General features: G+C 50.3%; 20 protein-coding genes. 17 read left to right on the forward strand and 3 right to left on the reverse strand.

Annotation, left to right across the window (positions count from 1 at the left end):
* Nucleotides 1-33: 33 nt before the first annotated feature.
* Nucleotides 34-1,116, forward strand: a complete 1,083-nt coding sequence (gene rfaQ / locus ACTHSQ_RS03905; RefSeq protein WP_440371791.1) for a putative lipopolysaccharide heptosyltransferase III — start codon at nucleotides 34-36, stop codon at nucleotides 1,114-1,116.
* 6 nt (nucleotides 1,117-1,122) lie between these two features.
* On the opposite strand, the gene ACTHSQ_RS03910 is transcribed toward rfaQ, so the two are convergent.
* Entirely contained in the window at nucleotides 1,123-2,103 is a 981-nt protein-coding gene (locus tag ACTHSQ_RS03910; RefSeq protein WP_440371792.1) for a hypothetical protein, read from the reverse strand.
* Nucleotides 2,104-2,467: 364 nt separating this feature from the next.
* On the opposite strand from ACTHSQ_RS03910, the gene ACTHSQ_RS03915 reads away from it, so the two are divergent.
* Nucleotides 2,468-3,763, forward strand: coding sequence for a M23 family metallopeptidase (locus ACTHSQ_RS03915; protein ID WP_440371793.1), 1,296 nt, complete (start codon nucleotides 2,468-2,470; stop codon nucleotides 3,761-3,763).
* A 96-nt stretch (nucleotides 3,764-3,859) separates the two neighbouring features.
* Entirely contained in the window at nucleotides 3,860-5,080 is a 1,221-nt protein-coding gene (gene pncB, locus ACTHSQ_RS03920; RefSeq protein ID WP_440371794.1) for a nicotinate phosphoribosyltransferase, read from the forward strand.
* A 39-nt stretch (nucleotides 5,081-5,119) separates the two neighbouring features.
* On the opposite strand, the gene mtgA is transcribed toward pncB, so the two are convergent.
* Nucleotides 5,120-5,821, reverse strand: a complete 702-nt coding sequence (gene mtgA, locus ACTHSQ_RS03925; protein WP_003684244.1) for a monofunctional biosynthetic peptidoglycan transglycosylase — start codon at nucleotides 5,819-5,821, stop codon at nucleotides 5,120-5,122.
* A gap of 2 nt (nucleotides 5,822-5,823) precedes the next feature.
* A complete protein-coding gene (gene aroE / locus ACTHSQ_RS03930; RefSeq protein ID WP_003684270.1) occupies nucleotides 5,824-6,633 on the reverse strand; it encodes a shikimate dehydrogenase in 810 nt (269 codons plus the stop codon).
* Between the two features lie 172 nt (nucleotides 6,634-6,805).
* Between aroE and ACTHSQ_RS03935 the strand changes: the two genes are divergently transcribed.
* From ACTHSQ_RS03935 to ACTHSQ_RS04000, 14 genes are all read left to right on the forward strand, one after another.
* On the forward strand, nucleotides 6,806-7,189 hold the full coding sequence (locus tag ACTHSQ_RS03935; protein WP_440371795.1) for a surface-adhesin E family protein: 384 nt from the start codon (nucleotides 6,806-6,808) through the stop codon (nucleotides 7,187-7,189).
* Nucleotides 7,190-7,427: 238 nt separating this feature from the next.
* On the forward strand, nucleotides 7,428-8,846 hold the full coding sequence (glnA, locus tag ACTHSQ_RS03940; RefSeq protein WP_070843343.1) for a type I glutamate--ammonia ligase: 1,419 nt from the start codon (nucleotides 7,428-7,430) through the stop codon (nucleotides 8,844-8,846).
* 209 nt (nucleotides 8,847-9,055) lie between these two features.
* Nucleotides 9,056-10,300: a hypothetical protein gene (locus ACTHSQ_RS03945; RefSeq protein ID WP_314053181.1), complete on the forward strand. Its 1,245-nt coding sequence runs from the start codon at nucleotides 9,056-9,058 to the stop codon at nucleotides 10,298-10,300.
* Nucleotides 10,301-10,362: 62 nt separating this feature from the next.
* A complete protein-coding gene (locus ACTHSQ_RS03950) occupies nucleotides 10,363-11,013 on the forward strand; it encodes a site-2 protease family protein (protein ID WP_049328871.1) in 651 nt (216 codons plus the stop codon).
* A 131-nt stretch (nucleotides 11,014-11,144) separates the two neighbouring features.
* Complete coding sequence (gene dusB, locus ACTHSQ_RS03955; RefSeq protein WP_440371796.1) at nucleotides 11,145-12,149, forward strand: tRNA dihydrouridine synthase DusB; 1,005 nt, start codon at nucleotides 11,145-11,147, stop codon at nucleotides 12,147-12,149.
* A 38-nt stretch (nucleotides 12,150-12,187) separates the two neighbouring features.
* Nucleotides 12,188-12,559, forward strand: coding sequence for a hypothetical protein (locus ACTHSQ_RS03960; RefSeq protein ID WP_003684258.1), 372 nt, complete (start codon nucleotides 12,188-12,190; stop codon nucleotides 12,557-12,559).
* Nucleotides 12,560-12,810: 251 nt separating this feature from the next.
* The gene (locus ACTHSQ_RS03965) at nucleotides 12,811-13,050 is read left to right on the forward strand and encodes a Fis family transcriptional regulator (RefSeq protein WP_003684241.1); all 240 of its coding nucleotides are present in this window, start codon (nucleotides 12,811-12,813) and stop codon (nucleotides 13,048-13,050) included.
* A 43-nt stretch (nucleotides 13,051-13,093) separates the two neighbouring features.
* Nucleotides 13,094-13,828: a glutamine amidotransferase-related protein gene (locus tag ACTHSQ_RS03970; protein WP_003684246.1), complete on the forward strand. Its 735-nt coding sequence runs from the start codon at nucleotides 13,094-13,096 to the stop codon at nucleotides 13,826-13,828.
* A gap of 74 nt (nucleotides 13,829-13,902) precedes the next feature.
* Nucleotides 13,903-14,778 carry a DMT family transporter gene (locus ACTHSQ_RS03975; RefSeq protein WP_003684265.1) on the forward strand — a complete coding sequence of 292 codons (876 nt, stop codon included), beginning with the start codon at nucleotides 13,903-13,905 and terminating at the stop codon, nucleotides 14,776-14,778.
* 66 nt (nucleotides 14,779-14,844) lie between these two features.
* On the forward strand, nucleotides 14,845-15,663 hold the full coding sequence (locus tag ACTHSQ_RS03980; protein ID WP_003684239.1) for a hypothetical protein: 819 nt from the start codon (nucleotides 14,845-14,847) through the stop codon (nucleotides 15,661-15,663).
* Between the two features lie 108 nt (nucleotides 15,664-15,771).
* Nucleotides 15,772-16,941, forward strand: a complete 1,170-nt coding sequence (locus ACTHSQ_RS03985) for a chloride channel protein (RefSeq protein WP_440371801.1) — start codon at nucleotides 15,772-15,774, stop codon at nucleotides 16,939-16,941.
* Nucleotides 16,942-17,104: 163 nt separating this feature from the next.
* Nucleotides 17,105-18,685, forward strand: coding sequence for a bifunctional phosphoribosylaminoimidazolecarboxamide formyltransferase/IMP cyclohydrolase (gene purH / locus ACTHSQ_RS03990; protein ID WP_440371797.1), 1,581 nt, complete (start codon nucleotides 17,105-17,107; stop codon nucleotides 18,683-18,685).
* 200 nt (nucleotides 18,686-18,885) lie between these two features.
* Nucleotides 18,886-19,014 carry a hypothetical protein gene (locus ACTHSQ_RS03995; protein WP_003684264.1) on the forward strand — a complete coding sequence of 43 codons (129 nt, stop codon included), beginning with the start codon at nucleotides 18,886-18,888 and terminating at the stop codon, nucleotides 19,012-19,014.
* 756 nt (nucleotides 19,015-19,770) lie between these two features.
* On the forward strand, nucleotides 19,771-21,965 hold a 2,195-nt coding region (locus tag ACTHSQ_RS04000), incomplete at its 3' end, for an ESPR-type extended signal peptide-containing protein (protein ID WP_440371798.1).

Consider the following 21,965-nt stretch of genomic DNA (forward strand, 5'->3'; position numbering starts at 1 on the left):
CAGCCAATCAACAGGCCGTCTGAAAGTATTTGTATGTCTTTAGCCCAACCCAAACGTATTCTGATCATCAAATTGCGCCATCATAGCGATGTGCTTTTGAGCACGCCGGTGGTCGATGCGCTGAAAACCCGTTTCCCCGATTGCGAAATCGATATGCTGGTGTATGCCGGTACGGGGCAGCTGATTGCCGATAATCCGCAGATTGCGCAGATTTTTACCATTGATCGAAATTGGAAGAAGCTGGGCGTATTCAAGCAGTTGGCGTGTGAGAAAAATCTTTTGTCTAAGCTAAAGGCGCGCGATTATGACTGGGCTTTCAACCTGTCCGACCAATGGCGCGCGGCAATAATCGCCAAACTGTGCGCCCGTTGCAGCGTGGGTTTGGACTGCATCAAGCGCGACGGTTTCTGGTGGCGTTTCTGTCATGATTTTATCAACCATGAGCTTGATACCAGTCATCATATCGTTGAAAATCAATTGAATATCCTTGTGCCGCTTATCCAGCCGAAAGACGTAGCCGATGCCAAAGTGCGCCTTTGGGTGGCGCAAGATGCAAGGGAAAGCATGCGGCAGAAATTGCGTGAGCAGGGTTGGAGCGGCGAAGATTATGTGTTGCTGCACCCGGGGGCGCGTTGGCATTTCAAATGTTGGGAAGACGGCAAAAACGCCGCTATCGTACAGCTTCTGCTCAACAGCGGACAGAATGTCGTATTGACTGCTTCTCACAACACTGTCGAGCAATACATGCTTCAGGAAATTATAGGCCGTCTGAATATTCCGGAAGGCAGAAAAGTATATGTGCTGTCCGGATGCTTGAGTCTGCGTGAATTGGCGGCGGCCATTGAGGGCGCCAAGCTGTTTGTCGGTGTCGATTCCGCACCGATGCACATCGCCGCAGCTTTGGATAAACCGCAAATCGCTTTGTTTGGCGCATCATGGGTGAATAAATGGCGTCCGTATTCCGAAGAGGCCGAGGTCATTTATGCCGGCGATTATGCCGAATTGCCCCATCCCGACAGTATCGACACCAACGATCCGACACGTCTGTTGAAAGCGATTCCGTTGCAGGATGTGTGGGACAAAATTTTAGCCAAATTGGAGGCGCTGGAGGCTTAAAACCGTTTACCATGATCCGTTAAACGTTTTAGCTTTGCGCCAAAATGCCCATTTGGAACGGCGGCCGATTTCCAGCGTGCCGCCGTTTTCGCCGTCTGTAGCAATGCACACGGTTTTCAGACGGCCTGAAGCGAGTGCGTCCCATAAAGGTGCAAACCAACGATTTTCCCAGCTTTCCAAAATATCTTTGTATGCCCAAACATCGCCTGTCTGTAAGGTGGAAACCAAGTCGTCCAAAAAGATAAGGCCGTCTGAAACCGTGTTGCCTGTTTCTTGAACCATCTCAAACCAAGCCTTCAAATCATATGGCGCATCGAGTTTGGGCTTATCCGAAAAACGCGCCCATGCGCTGTCTGAAGCGACGATATCCGCAGACTGTGTACCGTCCGCGTCATTCCACAGCCACAAACCGTTGATTTCCGGCAATCCTTGTTGTTCACGCGCTTGGTTAATCGGATGCGTGTGGAGAAACATTTGGATTTCCGTCTGCATGGCCAACCAAGACACCGCATCCTTGCCGTGCGCCTGACCGTCCATTTCCGGCTGTCCGCACACATCCAAAACACATTCTGCGCCCCAATCTTCAATCTTCGGCATACTGAGCAGCCACATGCTTTCGCAAAGCGGCTCGAATTGCCAATCTTTATCTTGATAAAACGCCGACAAATCCGCACATAACCGTTGTGCCTCCTCTTTTTGGATACCGATAAACTCGCCGCTGATAATGTTGACATGGTGCATGCCCATCTGTTGCCAAACCGGAGAGGCAAAAGCGGCTGTGCGTTTTTGGCTTGTGTGGCGTAAACGCTGCACTTGGGTAATGAGGCTGCCGCTCCACAAATGGCGGCCGTAAAATTCAGACGGCCTGAGTGTTTCTTTGCGTAATATGCCGTAACGCAAAAGACGGTTAAAAGCAGGTAAGGCAAGCGCAGGAACGGATTCGTCGGCAAAACGGTTGAGCGAGGGGAGGGCGAGGGTCAGCTTCATAAGCGCAAATAGATAGGAAAACCGTTATTTTACGCGACAAATGATGCGTTTCGGAACCTTGCCTTTACGCCCTGAAAAAGAGCCGTTCAGACGGCCGGTTTGGAAAAAACGGGCTGCCATGCTAGAATGCGTGGCGTAAATTTCAGAAAAACAGGGTGTAAATCAACACAATAGCCCTGATAATAACGTCAATCTCAAACACGACCTCATTCATTCCGAATGAAAACCTGATTTTCAGATCGGAAAAAAGACTCAAAGTCCTTTATCCCCAAAACTGTTTAAACCAGCAAGCGGTCGCAGCAGGCCGGATGTGCCGGCATTCTGCAAACTTTAAAAAAACAGACCGCCCCATTAAGGATAACGCGTGATTAAAAACAAATATTCCACTCGATTCAAAGCAACCCTCTTAGCGTTTCTGCTGCCGGCTTCAGGCATCATGACCGCATACGCCATTACCGACCCTCAACCTGCACAGACCGATTTCAAAGTCGAGCGTATTTCCGAAGAGCTGCCTGCCGTTTATGTGGAAACCAATACCTATCAATCCAGCTATTGGGTGCAAGAAGTCGTCCAAGCCGGCGACTCTTTGGCAGACGTTTTGACGCGCATGGGTGTCAACCAAGAAGATATCAAGCAAATCATGGCGAAAAACAATGCCAACCTCGACATGAAAAACCTGCGGACCAACCAATCCGTCAACATCCGTATCGATTCTTCAGGCCAAGTGACCGACGTTCAATTCTTTACCGATGAAGAATTGGAACGCAACTTGGTCGCTTTGGAAAAAGTCAAAGGCAAATGGCGCATCTCCAATGCCGAAATCGACATGAAAACCATGCCGACCCTGCGTTCCGTGAAAATCCGCACTTCCGCCATCGGTGATATGCTCCGTGCCGAAATCCCTTCCGAAGTGTATATCCAGCTCAAAGAAATCTTTGCCGATTCGTTCAATATGAGCGACTTGGGCGAAGGTGATACCGTGCGTCTTTTGTACAACAGCATGTATTTCCGCGGCCAACAAATGGCGGTCGGCGATATTTTGGCGGCTGAAGTGGTTAAAGACGGCAAAACCTACCAAGCCTATTATTACAGCCAAGGCAAAGGCGACGAAGAAAGCGGTAGCTACTACGACCAAAACGGTAAGTCCCTACAACAAAAAGCAGGCTTTAATACCGAGCCTGTTGCATACACGCGCATTTCTTCCCCGTTCGGCTACCGTGTCCACCCAGTTCTGCATACCGTCCGTATGCACACCGGTATCGACTATGCCGCGCCGACCGGCACCCCGATTAAGGCTGCTGCCGACGGTGAAGTGATTTTCAAAGGTTGGAAAGGCGGCTACGGCAATACCGTGATGATTCGACATGCCAACGGTGTGGAAACCCTGTACGGCCACATGAGCGCGTTCAGCCCTGCCGACGGCAGAGTCCGCGCCGGCGAAGTGATTGGTTTTGTCGGTACAACCGGCCGTTCGACCGGTCCGCACCTGCACTACGAAGCACGCGTCAACGGCCAGCCGGTCAACCCGACTACCGTCGCCCTGCCGACGCCGAAATTGACTCCGACCAATATGGCCGCGTTCCGCAAACAGCAAAAAGATGCCAGCACGATGTTGTCTGCCATCCGTTCTTTGCCGGTTTCCGTAGCGCAGTTGGATTAAATAAGATAAAGGCCGTCTGAATAAGGTTTCTTTCAGACGGCCTTTCCTATTAAAATCGATACCCTCATCAAGCCCACGTTTACTCAGAGAAAACTTATGTCTGCTTATCAGCCCATTATCCAATCCCTGCTTGATACCGACCTGTACAAATTCACCATGCTGCAAGTCGTGTTACACCAATTCCCGCAAACCCACAGCCTCTACGAATTCCGCTGCCGCAACAAAGAGATGGTGTATCCGCTGGCCGATATTCAAGAAGACTTGGAACGCGAACTAGACTCCCTGTGCCAGCTGCGCTTTACCCATGACGAACTCGACTATCTGCGCAGCCTGCGCTTTATCAAAAGCGACTTTGTCGATTATCTCGAACTTTTCCAACTCCAACGCCGCTTCGTCCAAGTCAGCCCTGACGATCAAGGCCGTCTGAATATCCGCATCGAAGGCCCGATGATACAGGCGATGTTCTTCGAGATTTTCATTCTTGCCATCGTCAACGAACTCTATTTCCGCCGCTTGGAAACGCCTGCCGTCATCGAAGAAGGCGAGCTCCGTTTACAGGCCAAAGCGCAACAGCTGAAAGAAATTGCAGCTACACAAAATCCGAATGATCCGCCGTTCCTTATTTCCGATTTCGGCACGCGCCGCCGCTACACCCTCGCATGGCAGGAACACGTTATCCGCACCTTGCTGGAAGCTGCTCCCGACATTGTGCGCGGTACCAGCAACGTTTATCTCGCCAAAAAAATCGGCATCACACCCATCGGCACCATGGCACACGAGTTCCTCCAAGCCTTCCAAGCCTTGGACGTACGTTTGCGCAATTTCCAAAAAGCCGCGCTGGAAAGTTGGGTACACGAATACCGCGGCGACCTCGGTATCGCCCTGACCGATGTGGTCGGCATGGATGCCTTCTTACGCGACTTCGACCTGTACTTCGCCAAACTCTTCGACGGCCTGCGCCACGACAGCGGCGATCCTTATGTTTGGGGCGACAAAGCCTACGAGCATTACAAAAAACTCAAAATCGACAGCCGCACCAAAATGCTGACCTTTTCAGACGGCCTCGATATTGAGCGTTCATGGGCGTTGCACCAATACTTCAAAGACCGTTTCAAAACCAGTTTCGGTATCGGTACCAACCTGACCAACGACTTGGGACACACGCCTTTGAACATTGTCTTGAAGCTTGTCGAGTGTAACGGCCAATCCGTTGCCAAGCTCTCCGACTCCCCGGGCAAAACCATGACCACCAACAACACCTTCCTCGCTTACCTGCGCCAAGTGTTTGACGTACCGGAGCCGGAAGAGAAAGCCTAAAAACAAAGGCCGTCTGAAATATTCAGACGGCCTTTTAAATTAATCCATATCGCTTTCAGGTAATTCTGCCGAACCCATGCGGCGTAAGATGATATTGGTTTTGTTGTGCATCCGTTTGCTCTTAGGGTGGTCTGCGTAAAACAGCGGAGCCGGAACGCGCGCCGTGAGCTTGGCGGCTTGTTGGCGGGTGAGGGCGGAGGCAGGTTTCTTGTAGAAATACTGGGACGCTGCTTCCGCGCCGAATACGCCGTAGTGCCATTCGATTGAGTTTAAATACAGCTCAAAAATGCGGTCTTTGTCGGTAACAGCTTCCATCATCGCGGTAATCGCCGCTTCTTCGCCTTTGCGGATGTAGCTGCGGCTTTCGTTGAGAAACAGGTTTTTCGCCAGCTGCTGGCTGATGGTCGAACCGCCGGCTTTAACTTCGCCGCTTTGCTTATTGCGTTTCATGGCGTATTTGATGCCGTTCCAGTCAAAGCCGCTGTGTTCGGCAAAGTTGGCGTCTTCGGAAGCAATCAGGGCTTTTTTGAGGTTGACTGAGATTTGGTCGTAAGGCACCCAGCGGTAATCCAGCTCGACATCGCGGCCTTCTTTTGCAAACTGGCTCATGCGCATGGACATGAAAGCGGTTTTGCTGGGCGCGACGGCGCGGTAGGTAATGATGTTGCCGTACACATAAGCGTTGAAGAAAATGAAGATACCGATGGGCAGGGCAATCAGCCATTTGATGATGCGGAACATGGTTACAGGGCTTTCATGTATTCGATAACAGGGCGGATATCGGGCGTAAATCCGCGCCAAATATGGTAGGAGGCGGCAGCCTGACCGACCAGCATACCCAGGCCGTCTGAAACTTCGGCCGCGCCGTTGCTTTGGGCAAAGTTCAAAAACGCCTGCGCCGCTTCGCCGTAAACCATATCGTAGGCAAGGCGGCAGTTGCGGAAAATTTCAGGGCTGACGGCAGGAAGCTGACCGCTCAAACCGCCGGACGTGCCGTTGATGATGATATCAAAACTGCCGTTCAAATCCTCTATCGGGACGGCTTCAATGTCGAAAAGCTGTGCTAATTCCTCGGCTTTGGCATGAGTACGGTTGGCAATGACGATACGGGCAGGGCGGTGTTCTTTCAAAACCGGAATCACGCCGCGCACCGCGCCGCCTGCGCCCAAAAGCAAAATGGTTTTGCCTTCGATGGCAATATTTTTGACTTGCATGATGTCGTTGGCCAAACCGATACCGTCAGTATTGTCGCCGCGTATTCTGCCGTCTTCCAACCACACCAGCGTATTGACCGCGCCGGCAGCCAAAGCGCGGTCGGAATGTTCGTCCGCCAGCGCAAAAGCTTCCTGCTTGAACGGAACAGTTACATTCGCACCTTGCCCACCCTCTGCACGAAACGCCGCAATAGCCTCAGCAAAACCGCCGATTTCGGCACAAATGCGCCCATATTCGATGGCCGCACCTTCCTGCAGCGCAAACTGCTGATGGATTTGCGGCGATTTACTGTGTGCAACAGGGTTGCCGAAAACGGCGTAACGGGGGAGGGTAGTCATGGTCGTATTCCAAAAGACGGGACGGCTATTTTATAACGGCAGCGTACAGATGGAAACGATGCCGTCTGAAACGGTTGTCAGGTAGCATGATGGAATATTTGTTTCTTGAAAAAAAGTCATTCCTTTTTTACAATTTAACTTTATTTTGTTGACAAGAACGAAAGGGGCAGACATGAAAAAGATGTTGTGCTTGGCAGTATTTGCATTAGGGTTGGCAACGCCGGCGGTGGCGGCGGATTGGGTGTTGGTAAGTATTGACAGTGATATTACCATATTTGGTGATGCAGACAGCCGTACGGACGATAGAGCATGGTTTGAAATGAGGTATGCCAAGCCGAAAAAGCTTAGTAGTGGAAAATTTTATAATAAAATTAAAAAGTTGGAAGAAATGGATTGCAGTGGTAAACGTTCTAGGACTTTGACGGTAACGGGGTATTTCGAATCGGGAAACCCTATCATCTCTGGTACACCACCCTATGCCAAATGGAGTTATGTTGTTCCAGGTACGGTTGGAGAGGCTGAGTACGAATTTGTCTGCAACCGCTATCCTCGCTGATCGTTTTCAAACCAAACAACAGATGCCGTCTGAACTGTTTTCAGACGGCATCTGTTTTGTCGGCATTCGGACAAAAGGGCGGGCATTCCGCTTTTGAACAGACAACCCAAAGCATATTGTTGACAATCTTGCCGTCTGAAACTATATTTCATTGCGTAAAAACGGGTGCCCTGATGTATTTCAGACGGCCTTACCGTGGTAGAATAACAACTTAAACCCATTCCCTCAGGAGCTGAAGATGTCCATCAAAGACGCTGTAAAACTGATTGAAGAAAGCGAAGCCCGCTTCGTAGATTTGCGCTTTACCGATACCAAAGGCAAGCAGCACCACTTTACCATCCCCGCCCGCATCGTCCTCGACGATCCCGAAGAATGGTTCGAAAACGGTCAAGCGTTTGACGGTTCGTCCATCGGTGGCTGGAAAGGCATTCAGGCTTCCGATATGCAGTTGCGTCCCGATGCGTCTACGGCCTTCGTCGATCCTTTCTACGACGATACCACCGTTGTCTTTACCTGCGACGTTATCGACCCGGCCGACGGCCAAGGCTATGACCGCGACCCACGTTCTATCGCCCGCCGCGCCGAAGCTTACTTGAAATCTTCCGGTATCGGCGACACTGCCTATTTCGGCCCAGAGCCTGAATTCTTCGTTTTTGACGGCGTAGAATTTGAAACCGACATGCACAAAACCCGTTACGAAATCACTTCCGAAAGTGGCGCATGGTCAAGCGGCCTGCACATGGACGGTCAAAACACCGGCCACCGTCCGACCGTCAAAGGCGGTTACGCACCTGTTGCACCAATTGACTGCGGCCAAGACCTGCGTTCTGCCATGGTCAATGTTTTGGAAGAACTCGGCATCGAAGTGGAAGTCCATCACGCCGAAGTCGGTACCGGCAGCCAAATGGAAATCGGCACGCGCTTCGCCACTTTGGTTAAACGCGCCGACCAAACCCAAGACATGAAATACGTGATTCAAAACGTTGCCCACAACTTCGGCAAAACCGCTACCTTCATGCCCAAACCGATTATGGGCGACAACGGCAGCGGTATGCACGTCCACCAATCCATCTGGAAAGACGGTCAAAACCTGTTTGCAGGCGACGGCTATGCCGGCTTGAGCGACACCGCGCTCTACTACATCGGTGGCATCATCAAACACGCCAAGGCCCTGAACGCGATTACCAATCCGTCCACCAACTCCTACAAACGCCTCGTGCCGCACTTCGAAGCGCCGACCAAACTGGCATATTCTGCCAAAAACCGTTCCGCTTCCATCCGTATTCCGTCTGTGAACAGCAGCAAAGCACGCCGTATCGAAGCGCGTTTCCCTGATCCGACCGCCAACCCATACTTGGCATTTGCCGCTTTGTTGATGGCCGGTTTGGACGGTATTCAAAACAAAATCCATCCGGGCGACCCTGCCGATAAAAACCTGTACGACCTACCACCCGAAGAAGATGCATTGGTGCCTACCGTTTGTGCTTCTCTGGAAGAAGCACTGGCCGCCCTCAAAGCCGACCACGAATTCCTCCTGCGCGGCGGTGTGTTCAGCAAAGACTGGATCGACAGCTACATCGCCTTCAAAGAAGAAGATGTCCGCCGTATCCGTATGGCACCTCATCCGCTGGAATTTGAAATGTATTACAGCCTGTAAAACAGCAAAGGCATTTTAAATAGGAAATCAAAGGCCGTCTGAAACTGGATTTGAAGTTTCAGACGGCCTTTGGGCTTGAAATAGATAGGGCGATTGAATTAGGTATGATAGCGAGCAGCAATGAATCATGCTGTTTGAAGCCTTTATGGAATCGTTGCCTTGTGTTAAATTGTACTAACGGAATCATTTAATCAAAAAGGTTGGGCAAAATGAATAAGATAATTGGTTTGGCCATTGCTGCGGTATTTGGTTTGAGCGCGTGCAGTAATTTGGATCACAAAACCGCACACGAGGTAATGTCGATTTCCAATGACCGTATTTTAAAAGAAGACCGCAGCTTTAACATCACAGGCAGCTCTCGAATATATATCAGCCCATTGGCTGAAGCTGTATTGGCAGATGAAAAGGTGGAAAAGAAAGCCGAAGCGAAAGCAAAGGATGCCAAAGCCAAAGAGGGGGAGGCGGCATCCTCTATGAAGGTTGCTCAAGAAGACGACGCTGCTTTGAAGCAGGAGTTTTCTGAACGAGAAGAGGCTGAGTTCCGCAATGCAATGCTTGATGCCTTGCCGGATGGCAATATCGCACAAGTTGCCGTTGATTATCTGGATAAATATCCTGCCATATCCAGTTACATGGAAGGGATTCATCTGAATTATGAGTCGGCAGTTGATTTGTCAACGCGTCAATTTGAGATGATTCCTGAATTGGTCATCAACAACCACAATGAAAAACTTAGTATCAAACTTCCTATGAAGTTAGATGCGGAAAAATGGGAAATTTATGTTGATCTGCCTGCCAGCGTGTCTGCCATTGTTAATGTGTACACTGATGAGAAAATCGGCAAACGTTTGATTAAAGAACCTTTAAAAGTGAGTTTGAAAGAAATCGGTGATTCGAAACACATGCCTTTTGATCATATTGCAGAGGCGGGAGTACGTGCTTTTTTGAGTGCCAATAAGGCTATGCCTGCCGATGCATATGTATTTAAAGAAATGGATGCCTTTGGTAAGGCAAACCATGCACGCTATCGTGTACGTCATGTCATGAAACCGGAGTATGATTCTGTCGTAATGAAGGCAATGGCTAAGGCTTTTGATGAAGAATTGTCGAAATTACAGAAAACGCCTCAACCAGGGTCAACAGAAGAAGATTATAAAAATGCGCGGGAATTTTTCAGTATGTCTGTCAACATAAGTGATAACCAGCCACTTAGCTTCCAGAGGATATTCGGTAACAATCTTGTTGTCGACTATTATCTCGACCGCAAAGGCCGCATGTTGGCTTCCCGCATGTATATGCAAATCAACGGCACACATAAGGCCATTAATATTATCGGCGACAGTGTGTACAGCAATTACGGCAAACCAGTCTTCAAATTGAATCCGCAAGGTAAGGGCATTACTTGGAAAGAGCTGAAAGAGTTTTTCAGTGCGAATAAAAAAGAAGACGATTAAAGCCTCAGGCCGTCTGAAAGGATATTTTCTGTTTTCAGACGGCATGTTTGATAAGGAAAACCATGTTTGCAAATTTTGATTTAGGCGTATTTCTGCTGGCAGTATTGCCCGTGTTGTTGGCCATTACCGTGCGCGAAGTGGCACGCGGTTATACGGCGCGGTATTGGGGCGACCATACCGGCGAGCAGTTTGGGCGTTTGACCCTCAATCCGCTGCCGCATATCGATCCTGTCGGTACGATTGTCGTGCCGCTGGTGTGTCTGATGATAGGCAGTTTTCTGTTCGGCTGGGCGCGTCCTATGCCCATCGATTCGCGCAATTTCCGCGATCCGCGCCGTGCGTGGCGTTGGGTGTCGATTTCAGGTCCGATTGCCAATCTGATTTTGGCGTTCTTTTGGGGCTTTGTCGTCGTATTTTCCGCGTATGTGCCTGAGTCTTATCAAGCGCCGTTGGTGCAGATGGCCGGTTACGGCGTGATGGTAAACTCGATTTGGGTCGCATTCAGCCTGATTCCGATTTTACCTTGGGACGGCGGTATTTTTATCGATACCTTCCTTAACGCCAAACAGTCCATGCAGTTCCGTAAAATCGAGCCATACGGCACATGGATTATCCTGATCCTGTTGTTTACCGGTCTGCTGGCCAAACTAATTTGGCCGATTATCGCCATGATTCAGGCCGCAGTGCAGATGGTTGTTATGCTGTTTATTTAAATATTGTGGCTGAAAAGGCCGTCTGAAACTCAGTTCCAGACGGCCTTTTTCATTGTGCAACATGTAAATACGATTGGAAAAATTGCTTAAAAATTGTACAATTTCAGCCCTTTTAACTTGGCGCACACATCATGCACATCGGCGGCTATTTCATTGACAACCCCATCGCACTTGCCCCCATGGCAGGCATTACGGACAAACCGTTCCGCCGGATTTGCCGCGAGTTTGGCGCAGGGTGGGCGGTATGCGAAATGCTGACCAGCGATCCAAGTTTGCGCCATACCAAAAAAACCTTGCGCCGCAGCGATTTTGAAGGCGAAGGCGGAGTTGTGGTCGTGCAGATTGCCGGCAGCGATCCGCAGCAGATGGCGGAAGCCGCGCGGTATAACGTCGGCTTAGGCGCGCAGGTCATTGATATAAACATGGGCTGCCCGGCCAAAAAAGTCTGCAATGTGCAGGCAGGCAGCGCGTTGATGCAAAACGAGCCTTTGGTTGGCGAAATCTTGGAAGCCGTTGTCAACGCGGTGGACGTACCCGTTACCCTCAAAACCCGTTTGGGCTGGCATGACGAACATCAAAACTTGCCGACCATCGCCAAAATTGCCGAAGAATCAGGCATAGCAGCCCTTGCCATCCACGGCCGCACGCGCACGCAGATGTACAAAGGCGAAGCGCGTTACGAACTGATTGCCGAAACCAAAGGCCGTCTAAACATCCCCGTTTGGGTCAACGGCGATATTACTTCGCCACAAAAAGCCGTCGCCGTCCTCAAGCAAACCGCTGCCGACGGCATCATGATAGGGCGTGGCGCACAAGGCAGGCCGTGGCTTTTCCGTGATTTAAAACATTATGCAGAACACGGCGTTTTGCCGCCGGCCTTGAGCTTGGCAGAATGCAACGCCACCATTTTGAACCACATCCGCGCCATGCATGAATTTTATGGCGAAGTGGCCGGCGTACGCATCGCCCGCAAACACATCGGCTGGTATATCGACGAAATGCCCGACGGCGAACAAACACGCCGAGACATCAACCTCTTGGACAGCGTCGCGGCACAATACGACACCCTTGCTGCCTATCTTGAGACGCTTTCAGAAAAAACCGACCTTTGGGTATGCCACTATCGGGAAGGCTGAAGAGTTTCAGACGGCCTTTTTCTTTTTTGGAAGTAAATATGAAATTGCCCCTACGCTTCAAACGCTTCGGCATAGCCATACTGGTGCTGACAGGATTTGGTATTTATGCTTATGACTACAATCTGATAGCCTGTAAATTAATGGATCGCTATTGGAATGAAGACAAGGGCAGGTGCATGAATCCTGATTGTCGTCAACATGATGCTTGTATGCTGAGTGCAGGTAAGGATAAAGCAACATGCGAAACCATCCACCCAGGTGACAGTTTGGATAAAGCTTGGTATGTACTGGGCAAGCCTTGGTATGAGGAAGACGGGCGTTTCTTTTGGAGTAATAAAGATGGAACTCATGTAGCAGAAATCGAACCTGATGGAGAAAAGGTTGGCAAGATTACTTGCTTTGAGGAGTAGGTTGCATAAGGAGATGGTTTCAGGAAACCCTATGTTTAATTTATTAAAACATTTGTTATCTATCTGGCTCAAGAAAACGGGATATGGAGGGCATTTTGGGATAGTAAATTACAGAAATCTATTGCAGTATAAGATTTTGATAAAAAAATAAGAATTGAATAGGGTAAATTTCTCAATCAAATTAAATAAACGCCGTCTGAATGTTCAGACGGCCTCATCATCTAAAAACAAATCTACAGAAAGACATCACGATGAATCAAACGACTACTGACATTGCGCAATGTATTGAACAAAACTTACGACAATACTTCAAAGACTTGGATGGCACGGAACCTTGCGGCGTGTACGATATGGTGTTGCACCAAGTTGAAAAGCCGATGCTTGCCTGCGTGATGGAGCAATGCGGCGGCAATCAGTCTAAAGCTGCCGTTATTTTGGGTTTGAACCGCAATACCTTGCGTAAAAAATTACAACAGCACGGTATGCTGTAATACTGCAGGGCAACCCGTCCTGACGGTCGAAGGAGAAATAACAATGCAAAATCCGAATAAATTAAATATCCATTTCATCCTGCACGAGGCATTTGAAGTGCCGGGAGCATATTTGAAATGGGCGCAATGGCGCGGCCATAACATCAGTGCAACCAAAGTGTACGAAAGGGAAGCTCTGCCTGATAATGTGGACAATATAGATTTTTTGATTGTGATGGGCGGGCCGCAATCGCCTGATGAAGACAGACAGGCATTCCCGTATTACGACCCCCAATCCGAGCTGCGCCTGATGTGTCAGGCAATGGCGGCGGATAAATATATTGTCGGCGTGTGTTTGGGTGCGCAGCTTTTATCCGTTGCCTACGGTGCGCGCCACACGCGCAGCCCTGAGCGTGAAATCGGCATTTACCCGATTGAGCTGACGGCGGAAGGTTTGGCGGATGCCCATGTTTCCCTGTTGGGCAAAACCCTGAATACCGGCCATTGGCACGGCGACATGCCCGGATTGACGAATGAGGCGGTTGTGTTGGCAACCAGCAAAGGCTGTCCGCGCCAGATTATCCGTTTTGCGCCCAAACATTATGCCTTCCAAGCCCATTTGGAGTTTGACCGCGAAGCCGTCGGGCTGCTGATTGCGGCGGACGGGCGCGAAAATGTGGCCGAACAAAGTCAAGCCCAAACTTATGTCCAACATCCGGATAAAATCGAAGCGGCGGATTTCAGTGAAATGAATGCCAAACTCTTCGACTTTTTGGATTCGCTGACACAATCAAAATAAAAACAGCTTGAAAAGGCTTCAGGCCGTCTGAAAGCCAGAGAAGAAACGATTAATTTTTTGCCATGAGTTGAACCATGCTTTACCAAATACTCGCACTGTTAATCTGGGGCAGCTCGTTTATCGCTGCCAAGTACTCCTATGAGATGCTCGACCCGACGCTGATGGTTGAGGCGCGGTTGTTGATTGCCGCATTGATGGTGCTGCCGTCGTGCCGCCGTCATTTGGGTAGGATTCCGCGGAGCGAATGGAAACCGTTGCTGTGGATCTCCTTTGTCAACTACGTTGTCGTTTTGATGCTCCAGTTTATCGGTTTGAAATATACATCCGCTGCCAGCGCGGTTACCATGGTGGGGTTGGAGCCTTTGCTGGTGGTCTTTGTCGGTCATTTCTTCTTCAACGACAAAGCCAAACTTTACCACTGGATTTGCTGTGCGGTGGCGTTTGCCGGCGTGGGCATGATGGTAATGGGCGGTGCAGAAGAGGGCGGTACGATTGACTGGTTCGGCTGTCTGTTGATTTTGCTTGCGGGATTGGGTTTTGCTGGCGTGATACGTCCGAGCCAGCAGATGATTGCCCGTATCGGCGTGCCCGCATTTACCGCGGCTTCCATGGCGGCGGCGGCGGTGTTGTGTCTGCCGTTTTCGCTGGTGTTGGCAGACAGCTATCAAATCAACTGGTCATGGGGCGGTACGCTGTCGATTTTGTATATGGGGATTGGCTGTAGTTGGCTTGCCTATCTGTTGTGGAACAAAGGCATGAACACAGTCCCTGCCAACGTCTCCGGTCTGCTGATTTCGCTTGAGCCTGTCATTGGCGTTATCATGGCGGTGTTAATTTTGGGCGAACATTTAAGTGCTATGTCTGCGATGGGCATTACCGTCGTTATTGTGTCCACTTTTGTCGCCGGTATGTTGGCGCGTGTCAGTAACAAACACAAAAAGGCCGTCTGAAAACGGTTTCAGACGGCCTGAAGTAAGCAGTATCTTTTTTCAATAAAACATTTTGGGAAAATTTCTATGAAACGCATCATCTCCCTGCTTTTGCTTGCCTGCCCTATTTTGGCGTCGGCTGCACCCGATAACGACAAAGCCTCCGTACAGGCCGTCATTGCCAAGTATTACAACCGACCGCTTGCCGCGCACAAATGCCAGCTCGCCAAGCCGCCGAAAGACAGTGAGACAGCATCTGACAATATTATGTATTGCATGAAACCCGTTGCCGACCATACCGTAACGCGCAACGGCAAAGCCACGCGCTATGTGTTGTACACTGGTTTTGCCTACGATATGGAGAAAAAAGTAAAACAGGACGCGCATGCTTCTTCGGGTCTGGCGGAATTGTTTGTTTTGGAAAAAGCAGGCAGCAAGTGGGCAATCAAGCTGCATGGAAGAGATGAAATTGGCGCATGGGGGGATGTGCCGGAGAATAAGGATTGGCGGTTTGTCCAGATGGGTGAGCAAAACTGGGGATACACTGTCGAATCAGGTTATACAGGTCAGGGTGAAACGACAACCGGAGAAAATTTCCTGTTTACCGATAATAGCAACCGTGTCCGTAAAAGCTTAATTATCAACGGTAACGATAACGGCGCATATTTTGGCGATTGCGATGAATTGAAAGGGCGTGAAAAACGAAACTGCAAAGACAGATATACCAGCTTGGAAGCCAAAATTGCTTTTGACAAAAGCCGTCCTGCCGTATCCGGCGTATGGGCGTTGGCTGCAAAACTCAGCGGCGTATCAGGAAAGAAAAATTATAAAAATCAGAAATATATTTTCCCTTATAACGGCAAAACCCACGTTGCCCCCCAAAACTATCCCTTAGGCGGACAATAGTCCCCTTAAAAAACGTTTTTATCAAACCATTACTACCTCAAGTCAAATCCCGTGAAAGAAACGCATAAACTTTGGGCCGCCCTCATCATTACCGGCATTATCGGCGGCATGGTCGGCATTGTATTAACTGAAATCATGCACGCGATTCAACATCTTGCCTATGGTTATGGTTCAGACGGCCTATACATTTCTTTCAGGGAGGGCGTATCGCAGGCAAGTCCTGCGCGGCGTATCGGCGTGATGGTTTTTTGTGGCGCGGTGGTCGGCTTGGGGTGGTGGTTGCTCAAACGCCACGGCAGGCCGCAACCGAGTATCAAAGCCGTGGTTAAAAATCCGCTTGCCGGCTTTCCGTTGTTTGAAACCGTCAGCCATGCCCTGTTGCAAATCATTACCGTCGGGCTTGGCTCGCCGCTCGGCCGTGAAGTTGCACCGCGCGAAATGACCGCCGCCTTTGCTTCAGTCGGTGTCAACCGTTTCGGGTTGAGCGAAGACGAAGCAAGGCTGGTCATTGCTTGCGCCTCGGGTGCAGGTTTGGCAGCCGTGTATAACGTGCCGCTCGCGTCCACACTTTTCATCCTCGAAGTCATGCTGGGCTTGTGGACGCAGCAAGCCGTCGCCGCCGCATTGCTGACTTCAGTCATCGCCACCGCCGTCGCGCGCATCGGTTTGGGCGACGTGCAGCAATATCATCCGACCGACCTTCCCATCAACACCTCATTACTTTGGTTTTCCGCCATCATCGGCCCGATACTGGGCGCAACCGCCGTCTTTTTCCAGCGTACCGCCCAAAAGTTCCCCCTCATTAAACGCGACAATGTCAAAATCATTCCCTTGGCCGTCTGTATGTTTGCACTCATCGGCGTAATTTCCATTTGGTTTCCCGAAATTTTGGGCAATGGCAAAGCAGGCAATCAACTGACCTTTGGCGGATTGACCGACTGGCAACACAGCCTTGAGCTGACCGCCGTCAAATGGTTGGTCGTCTTAATGGCGCTTGCCGTCGGCGCATACGGCGGTCTGATTACCCCGTCCATGATGCTCGGTAGTACCATCGCCTTTGCCGCTGCCGCCGCGTGGAACAGTGTTTTTCCTGAAATGTCCTCTGAAAGCGCGGCCATTGTCGGCGCCGCCGTTTTCCTCGGTGTTTCCCTCAAAATGCCCCTGACCGCCATAGCCTTTATTTTGGAGCTCACCTACGCCCCCGTTGCCTTACTCATGCCATTATGTACAGGCATGGCGGGCGCAGTATGGGTAGCAAAGAAAATGGGATTTAAATAGGCAAAAGCAAAAGGCCGTCTGAAACCAAGTTTCAGACGGCCTTTTACAATAAAATTGTTAACAATATTTGCAAAAACCTACTGCCAAAAATGCGAAACTGGGGGATAATACCACCCTGAAAATTCATCCCATACTGATTAAACCTTCAACAAAGGAAATCCAAATGTCTTCCATCAAACGCGCCCTGATCAGCCTATCCGACAAGACAGGTGCAGTCGAATTTGCCCAAACCCTGACCAAGCTCGGTGTTGAAATCCTCTCTACCGGCGGTACAGCAAAACTCTTGGCTGATGCAGGCGTTCCCGTTATCGAAGTTGCCGACTATACCGGCTTCCCCGAAATGCTCGACGGCCGCGTGAAAACCCTGCATCCGAAAATCCACGGCGGCATCCTCGGCCGTCGCGATTTGGACAAACACGTCGCCAAGATGGAAGAACACGGCATCGGCAACATCGACCTCGTGTGCGTCAACCTCTACCCCTTCGCCGCCACCATCGCCAAACCAAACTGCACACTGGAAGACGCGATTGAAAACATCGACATCGGCGGCCCGACCATGGTGCGCTCTGCCGCGAAAAACTGGAAACACGTCGCCATCGTTACCGATACCGCCGATTTCCCCGCCATCGCCGCCGAACTCGAAGCCAACAACGGCGCATTGAGCGACAAAACCCGTTTCAACCTCTCACGCAAAGCATTCAGTCATACCGCCCAATACGACGGCATGATTTCCAACTACCTGACCTCGCTTTCAGACGACGTCTTGAGCGGCCAGCCCCAAATCGGCGAATTCCCAAGCCAGTTCAACCAGAGCTGGATTAAAGTGCAAGATATGCGCTACGGCGAAAACCCGCACCAACGCGCCGCTTTCTACCGCGATGTGTACCCCGCCGCAGGCAGCCTCGCCGCATACCAACAACTGCAAGGCAAAGAATTGTCGTACAACAACATCGCCGATGCCGATGCAGCATGGGAAGCCGTCAAATCCTTTGACGCACCGGCCTGCGTGATCGTGAAACACGCCAATCCGTGCGGCGTCGCCATCGCCTCCAATACCTTGGATGCCTACAAACTTGCCTACGCTACCGACACCACCAGCGCATTCGGCGGCATCATCGCCTTCAACCGCGAAGTAGACGGCGAAACCGTCAAACAAATTACCGACAACCAATTTATGGAAGTCCTCATGGCGCCGAAGTTTACCGCCGAAGCCCTCGAAATCGCCGCCGCCAAGAAAAACGTGCGTGTATTGGAAGTGCCTCTAGAAGCAGGCGCGAACCGCTTCGAACTCAAACGTGTCGGCGGCGGACTGTTGGTACAAACGCCCGACATCCACCGCATCAGCCGCGCCGATTTGAAAGTCGTCTCCAAACGCCAACCGACTGAGCAGGAATGGAATGATTTGATGTTTGTTTGGAACGTCGCAAAATACGTCAAATCCAACGCCATCGTCTTCGGTAAAGGCGGTCAAACCTACGGCATCGGCGCAGGCCAAATGAGCCGCGTGGACAGCACCCGCATCGCCGCCCGCAAAGCGCAAGATGCCAATCTCGACCTCAACGGCGCATGTGCCGCTTCCGATGCCTTCTTCCCATTCCGCGACGGTGTAGATGTCATTGCCGAGCAGGGCATCAAAGCCATTATCCATCCCGCAGGCTCCATGCGCGACCAAGAAGTCTTTGACGCAGCGGACGAACACGGCATCGCCATGGTCGTAACCGGCATCCGCCATTTCCGCCACTAATAAGCTGATATAAAATAAAGGCCGTCTGAAAACAAAGTTTCAATATCGTGAAACCCGTTTTCAGACGGCCTTCTTCAATCATCAAACAATTTAGCGGTCTAACTGTAAATCAGGATAAAACAACCAAGCCCCAGCCAGTCGGATTAATACGGCAACACAACGTCGCCCAAGCCTAAAACTAACCCACTCAGAGAAAAAATATGAAACACATCCTCCTCATCCTAACCCTCGCCACACTCACCGCCTGCGCCTTCAGCCATACCGGCGGCTACGGCTATGCCGGCAACAACGGCGCTTCCGCAGGCGTGACCCAAACATTCCGTTGGTAAGGCCGCCTGAAAACAACACAGTTTTCTACAATAGAGAACAAACAAATCCCAAACGTAAAGGCAAGTTTTACACTTGCCTTTTTAATCTTATCTATCGGCTCAATAGCGCATAAATTCGTATCATTTATTCACCATTTATATGTTAGAAAACGTTAAAGGCCGTCTGAAAACAGGCTATGCAAAGCTTTTACACGTTTTAAACCAACTTTCAATACAAAATTCATTAATTATCTAAATAAAAGCCGACATCCAAATCTATCACTAAAATATCCTATTCGTATAATATTTAATAATCATTTCTGTTTAAAAATATTAAGTGAAATCATATTGTTATAAAAGCGTTTAAAAAGCAACAAGTAAATCTAACCGGCATGACCGTTGAAGTCGAAAAAATAACACTTTATCGGAAGAGTCAATTTACGAAACCAAAAGCATATAAAATTTGAGTCAGGATTCCGAATGCATTGAAAGAAGCTAACAAAAAGTGACTTGTTAAGAAACAAGCTGACAAAAAAACGGCACATCGTTTCCCAAACTTCACAAGCTTCCCAAAATGTATCAGCATAAAATCCCATAAAACAGGCTTTTAGCTGTTATTCGGCCGAGGAGACTTTGGGCACGGGAATTGCATACGAGAGATTACGACGTAAAACCGCATAAAGGGGAGACTCTGAAGTGCGGCATATATATGGACAAGCAGTTTATGGTCGAGCAACACGTCCCAAAAGAAATCAAACCCCTTACAGGAAAATCGATATGAATAAAGTCTTTAAAGTTATTTGGAACCACTCGACCCAGACATGGACTGCGGTTTCTGAAATCAGCCATGCACACGGCAAAAAATCCGCTTCCGACAAGCGTAAAGCCGTAGCTGCTGTAGTTGCAGTGGCAGGTGTCTTAATGGCTTCTAGTGCTGCTCAAGCAGAGGTGGTGGTATTGGGTGGTAGTAGCGCGACCGGCCAACATTCTGTTGCTATTTCAACCGAAGCTACCGCAACAGGTACAAATGCAGTTGCTATTGGAGCGGCCTCAAAAGCAACCGGTACAGCCTCTTTTGCTGGTGGTACATCAGCTAATGCTGCTGGTGTAAGCTCTGTTGCGGTCGGTGGTTCTATGACTGCGGCTGAAGCTGCTCAAGCAGTTGGTAATAACTCTATTGCAGTAGGTTTTAAATCAAGTGCTTCTCAAACTGCTGACATTGCAGTAGGTTATAACGCTAAAGCTAATGGTACTTCTACTGGTTCTGATGGCGACGGCGTAGTAAATAATGCCGGTTCTGCAATGGCGATTGGTACCGACTCTCAAGCAACCGGTATCGTAGCAACTGCCATCGGTCAACGTTCTCAAGCCCTGGCAAACGGCGCGGTAGCATTGGGTGGCGACGCTCAAGCCAAACAAGGTTCTGACGTAGCAATCGGTCGCGGTTCCGTAGCTAACGGTACTTCCGCTTCTGCATTCGGTCCTGCTGCTCAAGCAACTGGTAAATACGCAGTGGCTTTGGGCGTACAAAGCCAAGCCACTTCAGAACAAGCCATCGCATTGGGTCGCCTCTCTCAAGCTAACGGCAAGTTTGCAACTGCTCTGGGTAACGGTGCTCAAGCAACAGCCCAAAACACTCTGGCTTTGGGTACGGAAGCTAAATCTACTATCGAAAACAGCGTAGCCCTGGGTAATGGTTCTACAACCAGCGCATTCGTACCTACTAACACTGCTACTGTTGGCAGCTACACTTACAGCGGCTTCGCAGGCGCAACCAGCGGCTTGGGCAACGGCGCAGTATTGTCTGTAGGTTCTGCAGGTAACGAACGTCAAATCCAAAACGTTGCCGCAGGTCGTATCAATGCAACTTCTACCGATGCAATCAACGGCTCTCAATTGTTTGCCGTAGCAAACCGCATCGAAAACCTGAATCCGTTTGTATTCTCAGGCCACAATGGCAGCGGTAGCTCACCTGCTGAAGGTACATTCAAATACAATCCAAATTCAACAAACAATCCTCTGAAACTGATCGCTGGTCACGGTTTGACAATGACCTCAAACGGCACTAACGAATACACCCTGAGCGTAATCGGTGGTGGTGCAACTGGTCCTAAAGGCGAAAAAGGCGATACTGGTCCTGCTGGCCCTAAAGGCGAAAAAGGTGATACCGGCGCTGCTGGCGAAAAAGGCGAAAAAGGTGATACCGGCGCTACTGGCGCTACTGGTGCAACCGGCGCAACTGGCGCAACTGGTGCTACTGGTGCTACTGGTGCTACTGGTGCTACTGGTGCTACTGGTGCAACCGGCGCAACTGGTGCAACCGGTGCAACTGGTGCTAAAGGTGATACCGGTGCTACTGGTGCAACCGGCGCTACTGGTGCAACCGGCGCAACTGGTGCTAAAGGTGATACCGGTGCAACTGGTGCTAAAGGTGATACCGGTGCTAAAGGTGATACCGGCGCTGCTGGCGAAAAAGGCGAAAAAGGTGATACCGGTGCTACTGGTGCTAAAGGTGATACCGGCGCAACTGGTGCTACTGGCGCTACTGGTGCAACCGGCGCAACTGGTGCTAAAGGTGATACCGGCGCAACTGGTGCTACTGGCGCTACTGGTGCAACCGGCGCAACTGGTGCCAAAGGTGATACCGGCGCTACTGGCGCTACTGGTGCAACCGGCGCAACTGGTGCAACCGGCGCAACTGGTGCTAAAGGTGATACCGGTGCAACTGGTGCAACTGGTGCTAAAGGTGATACCGGTGCTAAAGGTGATACCGGCGCTGCTGGCGAAAAAGGCGAAAAAGGTGATACCGGTGCTACTGGTGCTAAAGGTGATACCGGCGCAACTGGTGCTACTGGCGCTACTGGTGCAACCGGCGCAACTGGTGCTAAAGGTGATACCGGCGCAACTGGTGCTACTGGCGCTACTGGTGCAACCGGCGCAACTGGTGCCAAAGGTGATACCGGCGCTACTGG

The sequence above is a fragment of the Neisseria sp. P0009.S008 genome (assembly GCF_051958615.1).
Classification (GTDB): domain Bacteria; phylum Pseudomonadota; class Gammaproteobacteria; order Burkholderiales; family Neisseriaceae; genus Neisseria; species Neisseria subflava.